The sequence below is a fragment of the Streptomyces sp. NPDC050485 genome (assembly GCF_044458185.1).
Taxonomy (GTDB): domain Bacteria; phylum Actinomycetota; class Actinomycetes; order Streptomycetales; family Streptomycetaceae; genus Streptomyces.
In genome coordinates, this window is the sequence record NZ_JBITHR010000001.1 from 543717 (window position 1) to 562693 (window position 18977).

At 73.1% G+C, this 18977-nt stretch carries 18 protein-coding genes and 1 tRNA gene; 9 read left to right on the forward strand and 10 right to left on the reverse strand.

Annotation, left to right across the window (positions count from 1 at the left end; translation table 11 throughout):
* Positions 1-51: 51 nt before the first annotated feature.
* The 5 genes from ACIBK6_RS02365 to ACIBK6_RS02385 all read right to left on the reverse strand — a co-directional run bounded on the left by ACIBK6_RS02365 (position 52) and on the right by ACIBK6_RS02385 (position 6031).
* Positions 52-1305: a sensor histidine kinase gene (locus ACIBK6_RS02365; RefSeq protein ID WP_399048028.1), complete on the reverse strand. Its 1254-nt coding sequence runs from the start codon at positions 1303-1305 to the stop codon at positions 52-54.
* Positions 1305-1979: a winged helix-turn-helix domain-containing protein gene (locus ACIBK6_RS02370; RefSeq protein ID WP_399048030.1), complete on the reverse strand. Its 675-nt coding sequence runs from the start codon at positions 1977-1979 to the stop codon at positions 1305-1307. The genes ACIBK6_RS02365 and ACIBK6_RS02370 overlap by 1 nt, the downstream gene beginning before the upstream one ends.
* Positions 1980-2167: 188 nt before the next feature.
* A complete protein-coding gene (locus ACIBK6_RS02375) occupies positions 2168-3661 on the reverse strand; it encodes a cellulose binding domain-containing protein (protein WP_399048031.1) in 1494 nt (497 codons plus the stop codon).
* A gap of 298 nt (positions 3662-3959) precedes the next feature.
* Entirely contained in the window at positions 3960-5345 is a 1386-nt protein-coding gene (locus ACIBK6_RS02380; protein WP_399048032.1) for a sensor histidine kinase, read from the reverse strand.
* Positions 5342-6031, reverse strand: a complete 690-nt coding sequence (locus ACIBK6_RS02385) for a response regulator transcription factor (protein WP_399048033.1) — start codon at positions 6029-6031, stop codon at positions 5342-5344. The genes ACIBK6_RS02380 and ACIBK6_RS02385 overlap by 4 nt, the downstream gene beginning before the upstream one ends.
* A gap of 99 nt (positions 6032-6130) precedes the next feature.
* Here ACIBK6_RS02385 and ACIBK6_RS02390 point away from each other — a divergent pair, with 99 nt between their 5' ends.
* A complete protein-coding gene (locus tag ACIBK6_RS02390) occupies positions 6131-6685 on the forward strand; it encodes a hypothetical protein (protein WP_399048034.1) in 555 nt (184 codons plus the stop codon).
* A gap of 63 nt (positions 6686-6748) precedes the next feature.
* Here ACIBK6_RS02390 and ACIBK6_RS02395 read toward each other — a convergent pair whose 3' ends face one another.
* Both ACIBK6_RS02395 and ACIBK6_RS02400 read right to left on the reverse strand, forming a co-directional pair.
* The gene (locus ACIBK6_RS02395; protein WP_399048036.1) at positions 6749-7606 is read right to left on the reverse strand and encodes a spermidine synthase; all 858 of its coding nucleotides are present in this window, start codon (positions 7604-7606) and stop codon (positions 6749-6751) included.
* A gap of 60 nt (positions 7607-7666) precedes the next feature.
* Positions 7667-8143 carry a hypothetical protein gene (locus tag ACIBK6_RS02400; RefSeq protein WP_399048037.1) on the reverse strand — a complete coding sequence of 159 codons (477 nt, stop codon included), beginning with the start codon at positions 8141-8143 and terminating at the stop codon, positions 7667-7669.
* Between the two features lie 231 nt (positions 8144-8374).
* On the opposite strand from ACIBK6_RS02400, the gene ACIBK6_RS02405 reads away from it, so the two are divergent.
* Positions 8375-9799, forward strand: coding sequence for a tetratricopeptide repeat protein (locus tag ACIBK6_RS02405; RefSeq protein WP_399048039.1), 1425 nt, complete (start codon positions 8375-8377; stop codon positions 9797-9799).
* Between the two features lie 13 nt (positions 9800-9812).
* Here the strand turns inward: ACIBK6_RS02405 and ACIBK6_RS02410 are convergent, their stop codons facing one another.
* Positions 9813-10427 carry a histidine phosphatase family protein gene (locus tag ACIBK6_RS02410; protein WP_399048040.1) on the reverse strand — a complete coding sequence of 205 codons (615 nt, stop codon included), beginning with the start codon at positions 10425-10427 and terminating at the stop codon, positions 9813-9815.
* 205 nt (positions 10428-10632) lie between these two features.
* Here ACIBK6_RS02410 and ACIBK6_RS02415 point away from each other — a divergent pair, with 205 nt between their 5' ends.
* From ACIBK6_RS02415 to ACIBK6_RS02430, 4 genes are all read left to right on the forward strand, one after another.
* Entirely contained in the window at positions 10633-11520 is an 888-nt protein-coding gene (locus ACIBK6_RS02415; RefSeq protein ID WP_399048042.1) for a phosphatase PAP2 family protein, read from the forward strand.
* Positions 11441-12589: a hypothetical protein gene (locus tag ACIBK6_RS02420; protein ID WP_399048044.1), complete on the forward strand. Its 1149-nt coding sequence runs from the start codon at positions 11441-11443 to the stop codon at positions 12587-12589. Before ACIBK6_RS02415 ends, ACIBK6_RS02420 begins: the two co-directional genes overlap by 80 nt.
* Positions 12590-12692: 103 nt before the next feature.
* A complete protein-coding gene (locus ACIBK6_RS02425; protein WP_399048045.1) occupies positions 12693-14279 on the forward strand; it encodes a hypothetical protein in 1587 nt (528 codons plus the stop codon).
* The gene (locus ACIBK6_RS02430) at positions 14276-15607 is read left to right on the forward strand and encodes an AAA domain-containing protein (RefSeq protein ID WP_399048047.1); all 1332 of its coding nucleotides are present in this window, start codon (positions 14276-14278) and stop codon (positions 15605-15607) included. The genes ACIBK6_RS02425 and ACIBK6_RS02430 overlap by 4 nt, the downstream gene beginning before the upstream one ends.
* Positions 15608-15719: 112 nt before the next feature.
* Here ACIBK6_RS02430 and ACIBK6_RS02435 read toward each other — a convergent pair whose 3' ends face one another.
* On the reverse strand, positions 15720-15905 hold the full coding sequence (locus ACIBK6_RS02435; protein WP_399048048.1) for an antitoxin: 186 nt from the start codon (positions 15903-15905) through the stop codon (positions 15720-15722).
* A 178-nt stretch (positions 15906-16083) separates the two neighbouring features.
* On the opposite strand from ACIBK6_RS02435, the gene ACIBK6_RS02440 reads away from it, so the two are divergent.
* The 3 genes from ACIBK6_RS02440 to ACIBK6_RS02450 all read left to right on the forward strand — a co-directional run bounded on the left by ACIBK6_RS02440 (position 16084) and on the right by ACIBK6_RS02450 (position 17364).
* Entirely contained in the window at positions 16084-16434 is a 351-nt protein-coding gene (locus ACIBK6_RS02440) for a hypothetical protein (protein WP_399048050.1), read from the forward strand.
* Between the two features lie 170 nt (positions 16435-16604).
* Positions 16605-17300, forward strand: a complete 696-nt coding sequence (locus ACIBK6_RS02445; RefSeq protein WP_399048051.1) for a bifunctional DNA primase/polymerase — start codon at positions 16605-16607, stop codon at positions 17298-17300.
* Positions 17291-17364, forward strand: a tRNA-Lys gene (locus ACIBK6_RS02450). The genes ACIBK6_RS02445 and ACIBK6_RS02450 overlap by 10 nt, the downstream gene beginning before the upstream one ends.
* Positions 17365-17450: 86 nt before the next feature.
* Here ACIBK6_RS02450 and ACIBK6_RS02455 read toward each other — a convergent pair.
* Complete coding sequence (locus ACIBK6_RS02455; protein ID WP_399048054.1) at positions 17451-18722, reverse strand: M6 family metalloprotease domain-containing protein; 1272 nt, start codon at positions 18720-18722, stop codon at positions 17451-17453.
* Positions 18723-18977: the final 255 nt, after the last annotated feature.

Consider the following 18977-nt stretch of genomic DNA (forward strand, 5'->3'; position numbering starts at 1 on the left):
GATGAAGATGAGGTGACCTGGCAAGGGCGGCCGGGCCTCGCCTAGGTCGCGTCAGCTACCCGCGCGCGGTGGCAGCAGCAGCTCCGCCAGCAGCCCGCCACCGGGCGCCCGGGAGAGCTGGGCAGAGCCGCCGTGGAGCTCGGCCACCCAGCGGACGATGGCGAGGCCGGTGCCGGTGCCGGTGCTCGCGGCTCCGGTGACGCGGCGTTCGAAGACCCGCGTACGGTCCTCGGCCGGCACACCGGGGCCGTGGTCCCGTACGCCGACCCGGCCTGCGGTGACCCTCACTTCGACCCGTGTGCCGCCGCCGTGCCGCAGGGCGTTCTCCACCAGGTTGCGGACCGCTTGGGCGAGCAGCTCGGGGTCGCCGACGACGATGACTGGATCCGTGGTGACCGTAACGCCGGTGTGGTCCGGCAGTTCCTCAACGGTCTGCTCGACCAACTGGTCGAGGCGTAGCGGGGTCAGCTCGACTTTCTGGGTACCGGCCTCCACCCGGGCCCGGGCCAGCAGCCCTGTGACCAGCCTCCCCAGCCGGTCGACCAGCCGGACCGCCTCGTCCAGCACGGCGGGTGCCCGAGCCGGTGCGGTGCTGCCCCTCTCCACCACCAGCCGCAAGGTGGCCAACGGAGTACGGAGCTCGTGCGCCGCCTCCGCGAGAAACTGCTCCTGTTGTTCGAGCCCCCGCAGCGCGGGCCGCGTCGCCCGCCCGGACAGCAGGTGGCCGACTGCGGCGGCCGCCAGCACGAGGGCCGCGCAGCCGAGGACCAGCCAGCGGACCAGCCGGTCGTGGGCCGCCTGACTCTGAGCGGGGTCGGCTCCGATCACCACGGCGGCACCGATCCTGTCGTTGTCCCAAACAGGGGCGGCAGCCCACCGGTATTCCCGGCCGCCGCCGGCCGGGGCGGTGACCAGGACGGTCTCCTGGTCGTGCTGGACCTGTTGCCAGATATCGTCGAGACCAGCCTGGTCGGGCAGACCAGCCGCAGAGGCGTAGGCGTAGCGGATCTGAGGTCGGGTATTCGCGGATGCCTGAAGGACGCCGAGTGCGTCGGCTCCGCGGGCGAGGTCGTCGTCCGGCAACGCGTCGAGGTGCAGGGTGCCTCTGTCGTAGTACAGGGTGCGGGCCAGGCCGTCGGCCCGGTGGCTGACGTCGTTGTCGAGATCGCGCGTGCGGGACTGCGTATCGGTGTGGGCGGCGATGGTGGCGAGCACCAGCAGGCAGGCTGTGGTGGTCGCCGCGAAGAGCAGGGTCATCACCCACCGGGCCCGGCGCAGCCGCGTGGCGGCGGGTGCGAGTGACATCACAGGTCCGTGGCCGGGTCGGCGATGCGGTACCCGACGCCGCGCACCGTGACGATGAGCTCGGGCGGCCCCAGTCGGCGGCGCAGCTGGCCTATGAGGACGTCGACGACGTTGGAGAGCGGTTCGGTCTGCTCGTCCCAGCAGCGTTCGATGAGTTCGGTGCGGGTGACCACCTCGTCGGCCCGCAGCATCAGGACCTCCAGGACCGCGAACTCCTTCGCGGTGAGGGTGAGCAGCACGCCGTCTCGCCGCACCCGGCGGCGTGGAAGGTCGAGCTCCAGGTCGCCGACGCGCAGCTCGGGCAGCCGGGCGGGCTGGCCGCGGCGGCACAGGGTACGCACCCGGGCGTTGAGCTCGGCGAACGCGAAGGGCTTGACGAGATAGTCGTCGGCGCCGTGTTCGAAGCCGGCCACCCGGTCGGTGACCGCGTCGAGGGCGGTGAGCAGGAGGATCGGGAGGGTGGAGCCTGCCCTGCGCTGAGCGGCGAGCAGGGTGAGCGCGTCACCGTCGGGCAACGTGCGGTCCGCGATCAGGCAGTCGTACGTATTGACCGCGAGCTTGAGGTCGGCATCGGCGAGATCGGCAGCGAAGTCGACGGCGAATCCCGCCTCCCGCAGTTCCCTGGTGATCACAGGGCCGAGTTCGGGGTCGTCTTCGAGGACTAGTACACGCACAATCGGCGAGCCTACTGGGCCGGAAGGACCATGAACGCCCAGGTCGGACTACCTGGACTCGGCCCGCGAGGGAGCCAAGTGATGGGCACTCGCTGTTGCCTCTCGCAGCACTGAACAGCGCGCCCCGGCCGGATGGGGGGGAAGGTCGAACCCGGCCGGGGCGCACGGCAGTTGGGGCTGGGAGGGGGCTATTTGTAGGAGCCGAAGGCCTTCGTGAAGGCCAGCGGGGCCTGGGTGATCGAGGAGCAGGTCGGGTCGGCGGAGGTCTTGGCGCCGCCCGGGCACTGCTGGTCGCGGGCGGCGGACCACATCGCGAGCCAGCCGAGGCCCTTGGACTTGGCGAAGTCCACCAGCTTGGTGGCGTCGGCGACGGTGAATGTCTCGACGTTGACGTCGTTCACGCCGATCATCGGCGTGACGGCGACGGCCTTCCACGCGGCGGCGTCGGACAGCCCGAGAACTCCCTTGATCTGAGCCTGAGTTGCGGTGGCGGCCTGGATGGCGTAGTCACCCATGTCGCCGCTGTAGGACGGCCCGTAGTCCATCGCCATGATGTTGACGGCGGACACCTTGACCCCGTTCTTCTTGGCGTCGGCGACCAGATCCACACCGGGCTGGGTCAGCCCCTCCGGCATCACGGGCAGCGTGAAGGAGACGTCGAGGCCGGGGTGCGACTGCTGGAGCTTCGCGATGGCCTGCGCGCGGCGGGTGTTGGCGGCGGTGTCGGGCAGCGCGGCGCCCTCGATGTCGAAGTCGACCTTGGTGAGCTTGTACGCGTCGATGACCTTGCCGTACGCGGCGGCCAGCTCATCCGCGCTCTTGCACACCAGGCCCAGCTCGGAGCCGGCGGCGCCGCCGAAGGAGACCCGCACGTCGCCGCCCTTGGCGCGCAGCGCGCCGATCTGCGCGGCGACCTTGTCGCTCGCCAGGTCGGTGACCCCGCCCCACAGCGGGACGCAGCTGCCGCCGGAGGTGACGAAGGCGAGGTTGAACTGCTTGACGCCGGTCTTGTCGGCGGTGCCGGTCAGGTCGTACGTGGGGTAGAGCGAGGTGTCCACGTACGGGGCGAAGGAGGCGCCGGTGGTGGTGCCGGAGCCGGACGACTGACTCGGGGTCGGTATGGCGGTCGCCGACTTCGAGGGCTGCGCGGTGGGCTTGGCCGTCGGCTTGGTGGACGCCGACTGCGAGGGCCCCGGGGTGGGCCCTCCGGTGGGGCGGCCGCTGGGCTGCGGGGTGGCGCCGGTGTCGACGGAGCACTTCTCCTGGTCGATGAGACAGCCGGTCGGGTCGCCCGCGCTGCCGCTCGCGGAGGTGACGAAGCCGACGGTCACCGACTTGCCCGCCGCGAGACCGCCCTTGTCCCAGCTCGGCGGCTTCACCGTGACGTGCTGTCCCTTGACGGACTGGTCGCCGTTCCAGAGGGAGGAGAGCGAGGTGCCGGCCGGCAGGTCGAATTCCAGCGTCCAGTCGGCGAGGGTCTTGCCGGTGTCGTTGGTGATGACGTACTGGCCGGTGTAGCCGCCGGTCCAGCTGCTGGTCTTGGTGTACGCCGCGCCGACCGAGGCGGCCTGCGCGGTGCCGGTGAGCGCGAAGGCCGCGCCGCCGACGACCGCCGCGGCGGCCACCCCGCCGATCACCTTGGTCTTGCCGCTCGCCCTGCGCCGGTGCGTACTGCTGCCCATGCCGTGCCTGCCTCTGCGTTGCTGGGGGGATGCCCGGGTGCGATTTCCGGGTGCGGCAGCACGCTAGCGATGCGGAATCGGACAAATGCCCAGTTCGGGGCGGGGGTTGAGGATCTTAGGGCGGGCTTAAGGGTGGGATGGGGGGCGGTTAAGCCGGTGATTTTCCCCCTGCCCGCCCCTTCCCCAGACCCTCCGGGGGGTGTGGTTCGGCTGCGGGCCGATGGGGGTCCCCCCTGCTCGAACGAAGTTGAGAGCTTGGGGGAGGCTGGTCGCGCAGTTCCCCGCGCCCCTTGCGGGCTCAGGCGGTGGAGGCGCGGCGGGCGCGGGCTCGGAGTCGGTGGCCTCGCCGGGTGGGCGGGGTGCGGCCGAGCCCGATCCACAGGCGGACCTCCGTGCCGCCGAGGACGGAGTGGCCGATGCGGACGTCGCCACCCGTCGACTCGGCGACCCGGCGGACGATGTCGAGCCCGAGCCCCGTAGAACCGGGACGGCCCCCGCTGTTGCCCCGCGCCATCGCCGCCCGCGGGTCGTCGATGCCGGGGCCCGCGTCGGAGACCAGCACGATCACCGCATCCTCCCCGTTGTGGACGTCCACCGAGAAGGCGGTGCCCTCCGGAGTGTGCCGGAACACATTGCCGAGCAGCGCGTCGAGTACGGCCACGAGGTCGGGCCGGGCCACCGGGATGCGTACCGGCCGGTCCACGCCCGCGAGCCGCACCTCGCGCCCCTCGTCCTCGGCGAGCGCCGACCAGAACGCCATCCGGTCGAGGATGACCTCGCAGGCGTCGCAGCCCACCCCGGGCCCGGCCGGCTGCGTCTGCGGCTTGGCGTCCCGCGCGGTGCGGATGATGGTGTCGACCTCGCGCTCCAACTGCTCGACCGCGGCCCGGGTCTGCTCGGCCGCGGGCCCGTCCCCGAGCGAGGCCGCGTTCAGCCGAAGGACGGTCAGCGGCGTACGCAGCCGGTGCGAGAGGTCGGCCGCCAACTCCCTTTCGTTGGCGAGGAGTTGGACCACCTGGTCGGCCATCGAGTTGAAGGCGACGGCCGCCGAGCGCAGTTCCGTCGGCCCCTCCTCCGGGACCCGCGCCCCGAGCCGGCCCTCGCCGAGATCCTGCGCCGCGCCCGCGAGCCGCTGGGCCGGCCGGACCATGCGCACCCCGAGCCGGTCGGCGACGGCCACGGACCCGATGATCAGGCCGATGCCGACGCCGGCGAGCACCAGCCAGGCCGTCGTCACCCCGTTGGTGACCTCGGCCTCCGGCACGAAGACCTCGACGATCGCGATCTGGCCGGAGCTCAGCGCGGTCGGCTGGAGCAGCGCGGAGCCGCCCGGCACATCCGTGCTGGACGCCTTGATGATCTTCCGGGTGGCGTCGAGGTCCTTCTCCGCGGCCCGCCGCGTGCCGATCTCCACCGCCGCGCTGCCGGTGACCGCCGGGTCCGCCGGGACGTGCACGGCCATCCGGCCCTCGGCGCCGGACTGGGTGGAGGCGACGGCCCGTTCCAGGGCGTCGCGGTCGGTGGTGATGGACAGCGTGGGCCCGATCGCCGCGGCCTGCCGCTCGGCGTTGGAGAACGCCCGGTCGCGGGCCATCTCCTTGATGACCATGCCGAGCGGCACCGCGAAGGCGACCACCACCATCACCGTGACCGCGAGGCACACCTTGACCAGTGCCCACCTCACCTCGGGGGCTCCAGCTTCACGCCCACGCCCCGCAGGGTGTGCAGATAGCGGGGCCGGGCCGCGGTCTCCCCCAACTTCCGCCGCAACCAGGACAGATGCACATCAATGGTCTGGTCGTCGCCGTACGACTGCTGCCACACCTCGGCGAGCAGCTCCTTGCGGGGCACCACCACCCCGGGCCGCCCGGCGAGGAAGGCGAGCAGGTCGAACTCGCGCCGGGTCAGGTCGAGTTGTACGCCGTCGAGCTCGGCCTGCCGCCGCAGCGGGTCGACGCGGAGCCCGCCGACCTGGAGCACCCGGGACGGCGGCTCGGCCCCGGCCGTGGCGCGCGCCCGGCGCAGCACGGCGGCCATCCGCGCGGAGAGGTGCTCCACCGAGAACGGCTTGGTGAGGTAGTCGTCCGCGCCGTCGTTGAGCAGCCGGACGATCTCCGTCTCGTCGTCCCGCGCGGTCGCGATGATCACCGGTACGTCGGTGATGCCGCGCAGCATCTTCAGCGCCTCGGACCCGTCCAGATCGGGCAGTCCGAGGTCCAGGATGACCACGTCGAAACGGAAATGGGCCACTTCGCGCAGCGCCTCCAGTGCCGTGCCGACGCTCCGTACGGTGTGGGAGGCCTCGGTGAGGTGGCGGATGAGGGCGGAACGAACAAACTGGTCGTCCTCGACCACGAGCACACTTGCCATGGCCCGCACCGTACGCCATCCGGAGGATCCGGGTCCCCCGTGGGAGTGCGGGCGGCCGGGACGGGACACGGCTGGGGCGCGTGGTGCAGTATGGCCCGGATGCACAGAGGACTCGTACACGGTCTGGCGTGGTCGCTCGCCACGGGCGCGGCGGTCACGCTCTCCTGGTGGGGCGTCCACACGGTGCTGGCGGGGACCGTGTACGACCCGCCCCGCGCCCTGCCGATCAGCGGCGGCGCGCACATCGCGCAGAGCAACCAGCCCCTGTCGTCGTCGACGCAGCGGCCCCAGGAGACCTCGCCCGCACCGTCGGCCTCCACCGCGCCGAAGCCGTCGAAGGGGCCCGGGGACGCGAAGCCGTCGGGCAGCCGCTCGCCCTCGTCCGGCGCCAAGTCGCCCACACCGCCCGCCTCTTCGGGCCCGGCCAATTCCGGCAGCGTGCAGGGCTACAACGTCTCGGGCGGCCGGGTGGTCTTCGACCTGGGCGACACCTCGGCCCAACTGGTCTCGGCGACGCCCGGCTCGGGCTGGCAGATGGAGCGCTGGATCCAGACCGAGTGGATCCGGGTCACCTTCACGCGCGGCAGCGAGACCGTCTCGGTCTTCTGCACCTGGAACGGCCACCCGCCCATGGTGGAGATCAACAACACCTGAGGGCCCGGGTCTGAACCCCGCCCGGGTCCCCGACGCCCGGCACACCGGCTCCGACCGGGCGGCTCACCGGAAGGCCGAGGCCGGTGGCGCCGGTGACGGCTTCGCGCTGGCGTCGCTCACCGCCGTCGCGCCGCCCGTGAAGTCGGCGAGCTCCCGCCCGTGCTGGACGCGGCCGGGGTGCGGGTCGCCCGCGATCCGCCGGGTCAGCTCGGCGACCGGCAGCGGCACGGCCGAGCCGACCAGGACCGCGTTCCCGAACCGCTTGCCGCGCAGCACCGTCGGATCGGCGGCGAGCGCCAGTTCGGGGAAGATCCCGGCGGCGGTCGCGATCTGGCCCCGCAGATGCGCGAGCGGCGGCCCGTCGGCGAGGTTCGCGGCGTACGTCCCGCCCGGCTTCAGCACCCTTCGTACGTCCGCGAGGAACTCGGTGCTGGTCAGATGGGCCGGGGTGCGCGCCCCGCTGAACACATCGGCGATGATCAGGTCGGCCCAGCCGTCCGGAAGCTTCGCCAGCCCGGCGCGGGCGTCACCGGCGCGGACCCTGATCCGGGCCCCCGGGTCGAGCGGCAGTTCCCGGCGTACGAGCTGGACGAGCGCGGCGTCGAGCTCGACTATCTGCTGGGTGGAGCGGGGGCGGGTGGCCGCGATGTAGCGGGCCAGCGTGAAGGCGCCGCCGCCGAGGTGCAGGACGTTCAGGGCCTGGCCGGGCGGTGCGGCGAGGTCGATGACGTGGCCGAGGCGCCGCTGGTACTCGAAGGTCAGCCGCTGCGGGGCGTCGAGGTCGACGTGGGACTGGGGCGCGCCGTCGAGCAGCAGCGTCCACCCGCCGGTCCGGTCCCGGTCGGGTATGAGTTCCGCGAGACCGCCGTCCACGGGCTCGACCACCGGCTCGGGCCCGCGCCGCCTGCTGCTTTTCGCCATCCGGCCATTATCGACCGCGCCGGGAGGCACCGCCTTCCCGCGCCCTGGGAGCCGACACCCTCAGCGCACCTCGGCCTCGCGAATGCCGTCCGCGGCCTCGATCATCCGGGCCGCCTCGCCGAGGGCTTCACGGAGCAGGCCCGGGTCGGTGACCTCGGTGGTGTCCGGCGGGAGCAGCCAGCCCGATCCTGTGACGGGGGGCACGACGGGCAGGTCCGCGATGCGCAGACCGCGGCCGTCGGTCTCCGTACAGGCGCTGCCCGGCACGTCCCAGGCCGCGGCGGTGCCCGGCGGCACCAGGAAGCCGAGGGTGTCGCAGGTCCCGTCGTGCAGGACCGGGCCGACGGCAGCCGGGGCGGCGCCCCGCCGGATGATGTCGACGGCCTCCAGGCCCTGCCGGGCCGGCACGGTCACCAGATCGCAGGGTTCCTCGGCGCCGCGCGGGCGGGCCGGCGGGGCGCTGGCCTGCGGGGCGTGCGGATGCCGGGCGGTCGTCGTCTGCGTACTGGAGCCAGTGATGTCGATGTCGGTGTCCACGCAGTCCTCCAACAAGGCAAGCCCTCCGCGTCTCTGCGGTGTCTGGCGCTCTCCGCATGGTTCAACGCCCCTACGCGTCAAGGGGAACGGCGGCACGCCGCCGCAAAGGATGGCATTTCATGGCGGATCGGGGATGAGATATCCGGTTTGTAGGCAAACGGAGTGTGAACACACCGACACAGCAGGTACGTTCTTGCTCCGCATCACCCCGCCAGAGAGAGCTGTCGAGCCATGGCGCCGTCAACTGATCCCCAGGCAGACCCCCGGGCGAACGCGGAAGCCCCGCAGGAACGGCCCCCCCTCGCGCGGGAACCCAACACGGCGTTCCGGCAGTTGAGGGGCGGGCGCTCGCCGGGCGAGTTCGCGGCCGCGGTCCGCCGGGCCGCCCGCGAGATCGGCGAGCAGGTCGCCTGCGACGCCCGCTACATCGGACGCGTGGAGAACGGCGAGATCCGCTGCCCCAACTACGCGTACGAAAGGGTCTTCCGGCACATGTTCCCGGGTCTGACCCTGGCCGACCTGGGGTTCTCGGCACGGGAGACGGTACGGGGCCGCGGCGCGCGCGTCGTTGCGGGCGCGCCCCCGTTCCACCTCCTGCCCTGGCCCGGCCATCCGCACCACCAACCGTCCGACCACCAGAACCACCAGAACCACGAGGAGAGCGACGTGCTGCGTCGCGCATTCATGACCGGTTCCACCGCCACGGTGGCAACCGTCTCGCTGGGTCTCGGCCCGGCACCCGTGCATCCCGCCCGGCACGTCGGCGAGGCCGAGGTGAGCGCCGTCGAGGAGGCGGTGCGCAGGATCAGGCTGCTTGACGACCGGCACGGCGCGGACGGGCTCTACCAGCGGGCCGCGCAGCCCCTGCGGACCGCGTACGCCCTGCTCGACGCGGGCGCGGCCCGGCGCTCCACGCATGAGCGGCTGCACACGGGCGCGGGTGAACTCGCCATCTCCGTCGGCTGGTTGGCGCACGACTCGGGCCGCTTCGAGGAGGCGCGCTCGCACTACGCGGAGGCGCTCGCCACGGCCCGGCTCGCGGGCGATCCGGGGCTTGAGGCGCACGCGTTCTGCAACATGTCGTTCCTGGCCCGGGACATGGGCCGGCCGCGCGAGGCGATGCGGGCCGCGCAGGCGGGCGAGCGCGCGGCCCGCCGGCTGGCCTCGCCCCGGCTGCTGTCCCTGCTCGCGCTGCGCGAGGCCGGCGGCTGGGCCGGGCTCGGTGACCGCTCGGCGTGCGAGGAGTCGCTGGCGCGGGCCCACTCCCAGTTCGCGCGGGGTGCCACGGAGGCCGATCCGGAGTGGATGAGCTTCTTCGTGGAGGCCGAGCTGGAGATGCTCCAGGCGCAGTGCTGGTCGGCGCTGGGCGAGTGGTCGCGGGCGGCCCGGCACGCCCACCGCGCGGCCGCCGTGCAGGACCCCCACTTCGCGCGGAACCTGGCGCTGTACCGGGCCGAGCTCGCCGACGACCTGGCGCGCGCGGGCGCCCCCGCCGAGTCCGCCGCCGTCGGACACCAGGTCCTGGACCTCCTGAACCAGGTCCAGTCGTCCCGCATCCAGGCCATGCTCGCCGACACCTCCCGCACCCTGACCCCGCACCGCGCCTGCCCGGAGGTGGCGGGCTTCCTGGAACGGCGGGCGGCGGTGGCGGTCTGACCCGGCGCGGGCGTCAGACCCCGGGCGTCTCCAAGTGCCCCGTGTCGTTCCACCGCTCCAGCGCCGGGTCGCCGTACGCCCAGCCGAGGACCGACAGCGACGTCGGGTCAAGCCGGATGCGGGCGGCGAAGGAGATGTCCTCGCCCAGCCAGCGCGCGGCGATGGACCGCAGGATGTGCCCGTGCGCGAAGACCAGTACGTCGCGTCCGGCGGACCGCGCCCACGCGACGACCTCGTCCGCCCGCGCCGAGACCTGCGCGAGGGTCTCCCCGTCCGGCACCCCGTCGCGCCAGATGAACCAGCCGGGCCGGACGGCCTGGATCTCGGCCGGAGTCATGCCCTCGTAGCCGCCGTAGTCGTACTCCATCAGCGCGTCCCACGGCTCGGCCCGGTCGCCGAACCCGGCGAGCTCGCACGTCTCGGCGGCCCGCACGAGCGGGCTGGTGCGGACCTCGACGCCGGGCAGCCCGTCCCAGGGTGCCCGGTGCAGCCGCTCGCCGAGCAGCTTCGCGCCGCGCCGGCCCTCGTCGAGCAGCGGGATGTCGGTCCGGCCGGTGTGCTTGCCCACGAGCGACCACTGGGTCTGCCCGTGCCGGGCCAGCAGAATGCGCGGTGCGGCGGCTGCCATGGGTGTTCTCTCCCGATCGCGTACGAAATGTTCGGTGACCATCATCGCGTACCGCTTGAGGCAACCTAGAGCCTGATCTCAGCGTCTGACCCGAACGCCGGGGTGCTGCGTGAACGCGATCACTTACACCGTACGGTTGAACGCACGTCAAAGACCCAGAGGCCCCCTGAGGGCAGTCCGAGGACCAGTTGGGGGAACCTTCCGGATGCAGCCGCCGCAGCAAGCCACGCGACCGCGCTGGTGGACCGAACTCCCGCTCGTCGCCCTCGTGTACGCGGTCTACTCCCTCGGACGGCTGATCGTACGCGGTAACGAGGCGGGGGCCGTCGACCACGGCCTGGCCATCCTGCACCTGGAGCAGACGCTCCACATCAACCTGGAGCAGCCGCTCAACCGGCTCTTCACGCGCACCCCGGCGATCGGCATACCCGCCGACTTCATCTACGGCTCGCTGCACTACCTCGTCACCCCGGCCGTCCTGATCTGGCTGTTCCGCCGCCGCCCCGGGCAGTACCGGGCGGCCCGCAGCTGGCTGATGACCTCCACGCTGCTCGGTCTGATCGGCTTCACCTTCCTGCCGACCTGCCCGCCCCGGCTGCTCGCCGCGGTGCACGGCTTCACCGACACGATGGCCCAGTACAGCTCGTACGGCTGGTGGGGCGGGCAGGCGAGCGCGCCGCGCGGTCTGGGCGGGATGACCAACCAGTTCGCCGCGATGCCCAGCCTGCATGTGGGGTGGGCGCTGTGGTGCGGAGTGATGCTGTGGCGGTTCGGCGGCAGCCGAATAGCCAGGATCGCCGCCGTCGCCTACCCGCTGGTCATCACCTTCGTGGTGATGGGCACGGCCAACCACTACCTGCTCGACGCGCTCGCGGGCGTCGCCGTGATGGGTCTGGGCCTGCTGCTCTCGAAGCCCCTGATGCGGCTGGCGGAGCGCGTGCGGACCCGCTTCGCGCCCGCCGCTTCCGCCACGGGCGCCCCGATTGTCAGTGGTGGATGCGAGACTTCCCCGGGTGAGCGCATCCCTGGACAGCGGGCCCCCTCCGCCACCCCCGCGGACGCCGACGACAACACTCCGTCGCCGGCTCGCTGAGCTGCGCGGCCCGGCCGTCCCGGCCCGCCCGCTGGACGCCCGCGCACTCGCGGCGCTGGCCGCGAACCCGGGCTGCCGCAGACGCGCCCTGCTCGATGGCGCCGGAGTGGACAAGGGCGCGCTCGCCGAGGCGATCGGCTCGCCGTCGGCGGCGTTCGGCCAGTCCCAGTTCGCGTTCATGCGGGGCAACGCCTTCGAGGCGAAGGTGAAGGGCGACGGCGGCACCGAGCTGCTGCGCCTGCTGCACGAGCGGACGGGCGCGGGCGCCGAGCCGCCGCGCGACGTGCTCGCCCCCGATCTCGCGGCGGCCGGTCCCGAGGGCCGGGCCGCCCGCACCGCGCTCGCCCTGCGGGAGGCGACGGCGGCCGGCGGCTGGGCCTTCCTCGACCATCCGATGCTGGCCCTGGAGGTGGCGGGCTCCCCCGCCTACCTGGAGCCGGACGCGGTGGTGGTGCACCCCGACGGCCGCTGGACGGTCGTCGAGATCAAGTCCTTCCCCATGATCGACGCGACGGCCGACCCGTCGAAGGTGGGCGCGGCCGCCCGCCAGTCGGCCGTCTACGTCCTGGCCCTCGAACGGGTCGCCGCCGTCACCGAAGGGGCCTCGGTCCACCACTCGGTGCTGCTGGTCTGCCCCAAGGACTTCTCCAATCTGCCGACCGCCTCGGTGATCGACGTACGCAGACAACTGTCGGTCACCCGGCGCCAGTTGACCCGCCTTGCCCGGATCGAGGACCTCGCGGACGCCCTTCCGCCGGGCACCACCTTCGACCTCGACGGCCAGTCCGGCGAGTCCCTGGCGGCCGCGGTCGAGGCGGTTCCCGCGGTGTACGCGCCGGACTGCCTGGCCGCCTGCGAGCTGGCCTTCCACTGCCGCGACCGGGCCCGGGCCGAGGGCGAGGTGACGGCGCTCGGCCGGAGTCTGCGCGGCGAGCTCGGCGGTCTGACGACGATCGGCGAGGTCCTGTCGGCGGCCCGCGGCGCCTCGGGCGACCCCGACGATCCGACAGTGGCCGCGGTGCGCCGCGCGGCGGCCCTGCGCACGGAGGCGTTCGCATGCCGGTCCTGAGCGAGTCCGTTCCGGCCGGGTCCGCCCTGGCCGGGTCCGTCCCGAGCGCGCCCGTGCCGAGCGAGTCCGTCCGCACCCGGTACGCCACCGGGGAGGGCGCCCGGTGTCGCTGATCTCCACGCTGGCCCGCCTGGAAGCCGTCGAGTCCGGCCGCGCCCAGCCGCTGACCACCGTCCGCCACCGCCACCTGAGCGACCGCCCCCTGGTCTTCGTGCCGCTCACCACGGCGGGCGAGGCGGGCGCCCCGCTCGGCGCGCTGGTGGGCACCGACCGCGCGGCCCCGACGCTCCTGGTGGTGCCCCAGCCCCGCGACCGCGACCTGCGCTTCACCTTCCTGGCCGACCTGGCCGACGCCGTACTGCCGTATCTGGACGCGTACGCGGGCGCCATCGAGCTGGTCGAGCGCAGCCAGGCCGATCCGGAGACGGGCAAGAAGACGAAGGTCGAGGCCGAACTCTGCGCGGACGCACCGCAGTTGATCGTCCCCGGCCGGGCGGGCATCGACTTCGTACGGCTCCTCGGCCGCTCGATGCGGTTCCGCCGCACCGCCGAGCAGGACCCGGACGCGCCCTATCCAGCGCCGCCCCGCATCCCGCTGCTCGGCCGCTGGTTCACGCACTACGGCGAGCGCGCCCGCACCCCGGGGGCCGCGCTGCTGCTTGCCGCCACCGATCTCCTCAACCGGCACTGGGCGACCGGCCAGTCCAGCCTGGAGGACCAGCACCTGGGCGCGCTGCTCGCCTGGATCGACCCGCCCGCCGGTGAATCCGGGGCGCAGGCCGCGCTCCGGGCCGAGCTGAGCCGGGGCGCGGACGGCCAGCTGTTGTGCCCGCCGGCCGGTCCGGCCACCGACCCGGCGTTCGACAACCGCCTGCTCGCCCCCGCCGTGGAGCGCTACGACCGGGCCCGCCAGGCGCTCCACGCGGCCGAGGACGGACTGGCGGCCGACGAGTGGCTGGGTCAACTGACCGCCGCGGAGCGGGAGATCCGCCGCCTGCTCGCGGCGCAGCTGATGCCCACCTGGTCGGCGGTGTGGCGCGCCCTCGACCTGCTGCGGGAGCTCCCCGAGGGTGAGCGGGCGGCGGCGCGCTGGACCAGTGACCGCTGGTCGTTCACCGGCCACCGGGACCGGATCACCGCGGGCGAGCCGCCGCAGCCGCGCCGCGACGACGCGGTGACCGCCGCCACCAAGCTGCTGCGGCGCGAACGCGCGCAGGCCGAGCTTGAGGCGGGCGAGGCGCTGGACGATCCGCTGGTGATGGCGGGCCGCAGGCTGGCGGGCGAGGCCTTCGCGGGCGAGGTGGTCGAGGTCGTTCAGGCGTGGTCGCAGTCCAAGCGCCCGAGCCCGCGCCCGCTCGTCACCCTGCGCACCGACGACGCGCCGCACCTCGCCAAGGACGCGAAGGTCTTCCGCACCCTGGACGGCAAGCCGCAGAAGGCCGAGTTCGTGACGTACGAGTCCGAGGGCGTGCTGGTCCTGCGCCTCCTTGACAAGATGGGCCGGAGCAAGGACCCGGCGCCCGGTTCCGTCCCCGAGAAGGGCGACCGGCTGTGCTGGACGCTGTTCGAGCACGAGCAGCGCGGCGCCCCGAAGCTGCCCGACCCGGAGGCCACGCCGTGGACCCATGGCGGCCCGCCGGGCGGCGCCGCCGAACAGCCCGATCCGCTCACCCCCGAGGACATCCTGTGACCGCCTTCGACCCGGGCGCGGCCGCGGCCGAGGCCACCGACGCGATCCTCGCCGACACGCTGCACGGCTCGGCCCGCGGCGTCGTCGTGGACTCGCCGCCCGGCGCGGGCAAGTCCACCCTCGTGGTGCGGGCCGCGCTCGAACTGGCCGCTGCGGGGCGCCCGTTGATGGTGGTCGCCCAGACCAACTCCCAGGTGGACGACCTGGTGGTACGCCTCGCCGAGCAGGCCCCCGACCTGCCGCTCGGCCGCCTGCACAGCAGCGACGCGGACCCGTACGACAAGGCGCTCGACGACCTCGACACCGTACGGAAGTCGTCCAAGGCGGGCGATCTGGCGGGTCTGGATGTGGTGATCTCGACGGCCGCGAAATGGGCGCATGTGAAGGACGTCGAGCCGTGGCGGCACGCGATCGTGGACGAGGCGTACCAGATGCGGTCCGACGCGCTGCTCGCCGTCGCCGGGCTCTTCGAGCGGGCGCTGTTCGTGGGCGACCCGGGCCAGCTCGACCCGTTCGCGATCGCGGACGCCGAGCAGTGGGCGGGGCTGTCGTACGACCCGTCGGCGAGCGCGGTCTCGACGCTGCTCGCGCACAACCCGGAGCTGCCCCAGCACCGCCTGCCGGTCTCGTGGCGGCTTCCGGCATCGGCCGCGCCGCTCGTGTCGGACGCGTTCTATCCGTTCACCCCGTTCCGCAGCGGCACCGGCCACGGCGACCGGCGGCTCGCCTTCGGTGTCCCGGGCGACGGCTCGGCGCCGGACCGCGCGCTCGACGAGGCCGCCGAGTCGGGCTGGGCCCTGCTCGAACTGCCCGCCCGGCACACCCCGCGCACCGACCCGGAGGCGGTCCGCGCGGTCGCCGGGGTCGTACGCCGTCTCCTGGACCGGGGTGGCGCCGCGACCAGCGAGCGCTCACCGGAACCGGTGCCGCTCACCGCCGCCCGGATCGCGGTCGGCACCGCGCACCGCGACCAGGCCGCCGCGGTCCGGGCGGCACTCGCGGAACTGGGCGTGAGCGGGGTCGCCGTCGACACCGCGAACCGGCTCCAGGGAAGGGAGTTCGACGTGACGGTCGTCCTGCACCCGCTCTCCGGCCGCCCGGACGCGACCGCCTTCCACCTGGAGACGGGCCGCCTCTGCGTCCTCGCCTCGCGCCATCGGCACGCGTGCATCGTGGTCTGCCGCGCGGGCGTCACCGACCTCCTGGACGACCACCCGTCGACGGACCCGGTCCAGCTGGGCGTGACCGTGAAGTTCCCGGACGGCTGGGAGGCGAACCACGCGGTCCTGTCCCACCTGGCGGAACACCGGGTGCTCTGGCGTCCTTGACCGCCGCCGCGGCCCCTGACCACCCCCGGTGCCGCCCACTCGGCGGAACACCGGGTGCCCTACCGGCCGTTACGCCATCCGGCCGCTCGGACTCCGTGCGTTACGGCTCTGGCTAGTCGTCCCCCATCCCGCGGTCCTGCCCCAACTGATCCTTGAGCTTGTCCTGGGCGGTGTCGACCTGGCCGCTGTACTTGCCCTGGGTCTTCTCGTCCACGAAGTCACCGGCCTTGTCGATCCCTTTTCCGGCCTGCTCCTCGTGTCCCTTGAGCATCTGCTTGAGCTTGTCCATGACGGACATCGTTGACCTCCTCGCCAAGATTTCCGGACCACTCCAGGATCGCGGTTCAGCACGCGGTCTGCATCCGCAGGAGGTGGCTGGCGGAGAACGCGGGCTGCGGCCCCCTTGCGCGGGGCGGGGAGAATGGACGGTGGCCCGGGTGTCCGGACCGTGAGCGTGATGTGCTGGGAGGACAGATATGCCGGAGCACGAGCGGAATGAGGAGAAGAGGCAGCGGCTGAGGCCCGCACCGCTTCTCTTCGAGCCTTCCGAGGCCACCGCCGACCCGGAGCACTTCTTCGACCTGGAGTCCATCGAGGATCCCGGCGCGCTGCTCTCCCGCGCCACCGAGCTCGCCCTCGCCTTCCAGGCCGCGGCGGACCGGGCGGTCGAGTTCCAGGCGGTCGCGGCCGCCCAGCTCGCCGACCCCCGCCGCTTCGACCGCCTGACCCCCGCCGACGTGGCCGCCCGGGCCGAGTGGACCGAGGACTACGCGAAGAAGATGATCGAGTTCGGCCGCGATCTCCTGCGCGGCGCGGACCCGCACTGACCGACGGCGGACCCCACCAACCAGCGGCAGACCCGCACCAACCAGCGCACGACGCCGTGCCACGCGCCCCCGGCATATACCGGAGGGCAAGATACGCCCTCCCCGCCCGCCCTGTCCGGGTTTCCGCCAAGACGGCGAAACGGAACGTGGCCACCGGTAGACGTAGAGCCATGAGCAGCAGCAGCGTTTGGCAGAAGGCGAGCGAGGGCGCCCGCGCGGCACGGCACTGCGGGGGCGCGGGCGGGGGCGCCGACGCGTTCGACATCTTCCGGGTCCTGCGTGACGAGGGGCGCCATCAGGTCGGCGAGGTCTCGGCCGAGGGCGCCGCCTGGCTGTCGTCCGCGGTGCGCCACCCGCGCAGCACGCTCGCCCTGTGGGAGGCGCGGCCGACCGCGCCCGGCGTGCTGCCCTGCGGCTCGGTCTTCGACGTCGTCAACGTCCCGTCGATCTTCGGCCGCCGCATCCTCGACCGCCTCTGGTCCGAGGGCCCCGGCTCGGGCCCGGTCGCCGTGCACCGCGGCCGGATGCTCCTGTTCGCCGCCCCGGGCACCGCGCAGCGCCTGCCCTCGCTCCTGGAGTGGGAGGAGTGGCGCGGCGCCGACGTCCCGGTCCCGCCCCTGCTCTGCCACGGCGCCGGCGACGCGGTCACCGTCCCCGCCCTGGTCCGCCCGGAGCGCGAGACCCCCGGCGCGGCCCGCTGGCTGGTCGCCCCCGACACCCGCCGCCCCTGGCTCCCGGGGCCCGACGTACTGCTCTGGGCCTGCGTCCGGGCGGCCAAGAACGAGCCCTCGGACGCCTCCCGGAAATCGATTTTTCCTCCCGCCGATCAGGGTGCTACTGTCTACGACGTCAGCAGGCGCCGCTAGCTCAGTTGGTTAGAGCAGCTGACTCTTAATCAGCGGGTCCGGGGTTCGAGTCCCTGGCGGCGCACAGACGGAAGAAGCCCCTCGCGAAAGCGGGGGGCTTCTTCGTATTCCACAACAAGCCAGGGCGGGGTTCGCCGGTCGTCCAGCCCGTCAGTGCGAGATCTTGATCGTCCAGGCGCCCGACTTCGTCCGCCCCTCGGCCTCGATCTTGATGCCCTCGCCGGGCACAGTGAACGTTTCTCCCAGCTCCACCGGCGCGTCCGCGAGCGGCGGGTACACCGACTTCTCCCAGCACGCCTCGGAATCCGGGTGCGCGTCGAGCACCTGGATCGGGCCGCCGCCCGAAGCGGACGCGCTGCGGACCCGGTAGACCAGGACGCCCTCCTTGCAGCTCGCGCGGTCGAGGCCCGCGGAGACCCGTACCTCGATCGCGATCGCGCGGTCCTCGCCGGTACGCATCACCGCGAGGCGCTTGCCCGCGGCGCCCGCCTTCGCGGGGGAGGCGGACAGCGGTTCCAGGGTGATCCGGCTGGTCCCGTCGCCCGTCACGCAGACGACCTCCTGCCGGTCCAGCCAGCCCAGCTTCCACTTCTGCCAGCCGAACAGGTCCGGCGCCGTGCCGAACTGGCTGCCCATCACGTCCCAGTCGCCGACGTACGTGTCCCAGTCGCCCGGCTTCCCGTCCTGCGGCCGGTGGTAGAGGTCGGGGAGGTCGAAGACGTGCCCGGTCTCGTGGGCGAGCACGTTGCGGTCCGGCGGATGGTGCTCGAAGACCGTCACCACCCGCTTGATGTCGCGCCCGTCCGCGCGCACCGGCCGGTCGAAGTTGACGACCTTCGTGGCGTCCGAGTCGACGCCGGGCGCGTCCGGGTCGGCGACGAGATAGACGATGTCGTACTTCGAGAAGTCCGTCGTCGGATCGGCCGCGCGGATCGCGTCCCGGAGGTAGCGGGTGCGCTGGCCGGGGTCCCAGTCGCGCTCTATGCGGTACGAGGTCGACGCGGCCGGCATGCGCACCCAGCGCTGCTGCGGCTCCGCGTTCAGCCGGAACTTCCCGTACGAGGCCTGGTCGAAGAAGCGGCTGGTGGCGGGGAAGTAGTCGGCGGCCAGGTCCTTCGGATCGGTGCTCGGGCGGGAGTCCGGGAAGGACAGGAAGATCATCACGGCGTTGAGGGTGCGGACCGGGCGCGGGTAGGAGGAGTTCCAGCTGTCGACGCCGAGCGAGTGGTGGGCGGAGGTCCGCGGCAGGGCGCACGGCACCGCCGACTCGGACGCCACGGCGGGACCCGACACCAGCGAGATGGCGGCGAGCGCCAGGAGGGAGGTGAGCGCCGCCGCGGCACTGCGCAGCCGGACACGCTCCACTCCCCCGAGTGTCTGCTGACGCTGCACGTCGACCTCCGGGAGCGGAATGCGGGACATCCCACCCACTTTGTGCAGGTTTATCCAAATACGCCCTGTTCACCTGCCCCAGATGAGTGAGGGGCCCGACACCCCGGCGACTTACAGAAAGTCACGACCGATCACCCAGGGCCCGAGCCCGGCCACACCCGCGCAGAAACGATCGGCCAACGATCGGCAGGAGACCCCGGGTGCTCTTGATCACGACGGCGGAGCTGGATCGCGCCTCGCGCCAGCCTCTATGATCGGCACACTTTCCTGCGTGGTTTCAGCCTT

Coding starts and splice junctions, on each gene's coding strand:
- ACIBK6_RS02390 (WP_399048034.1), top strand. CDS start 6,131: ATGCACAGAGGACTCGTACACGGTCTGGCGTGGTCGCTCGCCACGGGC.
- ACIBK6_RS02395 (WP_399048036.1), bottom strand. CDS start 7,606: ATGGCGAAAAGCAGCAGGCGGCGCGGGCCCGAGCCGGTGGTCGAGCCC.
- ACIBK6_RS02440 (WP_399048050.1), top strand. CDS start 16,084: ATGCCGGAGCACGAGCGGAATGAGGAGAAGAGGCAGCGGCTGAGGCCC.
- ACIBK6_RS02410 (WP_399048040.1), bottom strand. CDS start 10,427: ATGGCAGCCGCCGCACCGCGCATTCTGCTGGCCCGGCACGGGCAGACC.
- ACIBK6_RS02365 (WP_399048028.1), bottom strand. CDS start 1,305: ATGTCACTCGCACCCGCCGCCACGCGGCTGCGCCGGGCCCGGTGGGTG.
- ACIBK6_RS02375 (WP_399048031.1), bottom strand. CDS start 3,661: ATGGGCAGCAGTACGCACCGGCGCAGGGCGAGCGGCAAGACCAAGGTG.
- ACIBK6_RS02385 (WP_399048033.1), bottom strand. CDS start 6,031: ATGGCAAGTGTGCTCGTGGTCGAGGACGACCAGTTTGTTCGTTCCGCC.
- ACIBK6_RS02455 (WP_399048054.1), bottom strand. CDS start 18,722: ATGTCCCGCATTCCGCTCCCGGAGGTCGACGTGCAGCGTCAGCAGACA.
- ACIBK6_RS02405 (WP_399048039.1), top strand. CDS start 8,375: ATGGCGCCGTCAACTGATCCCCAGGCAGACCCCCGGGCGAACGCGGAA.
- ACIBK6_RS02435 (WP_399048048.1), bottom strand. CDS start 15,905: ATGTCCGTCATGGACAAGCTCAAGCAGATGCTCAAGGGACACGAGGAG.
- ACIBK6_RS02415 (WP_399048042.1), top strand. CDS start 10,633: ATGCAGCCGCCGCAGCAAGCCACGCGACCGCGCTGGTGGACCGAACTC.
- ACIBK6_RS02445 (WP_399048051.1), top strand. CDS start 16,605: ATGAGCAGCAGCAGCGTTTGGCAGAAGGCGAGCGAGGGCGCCCGCGCG.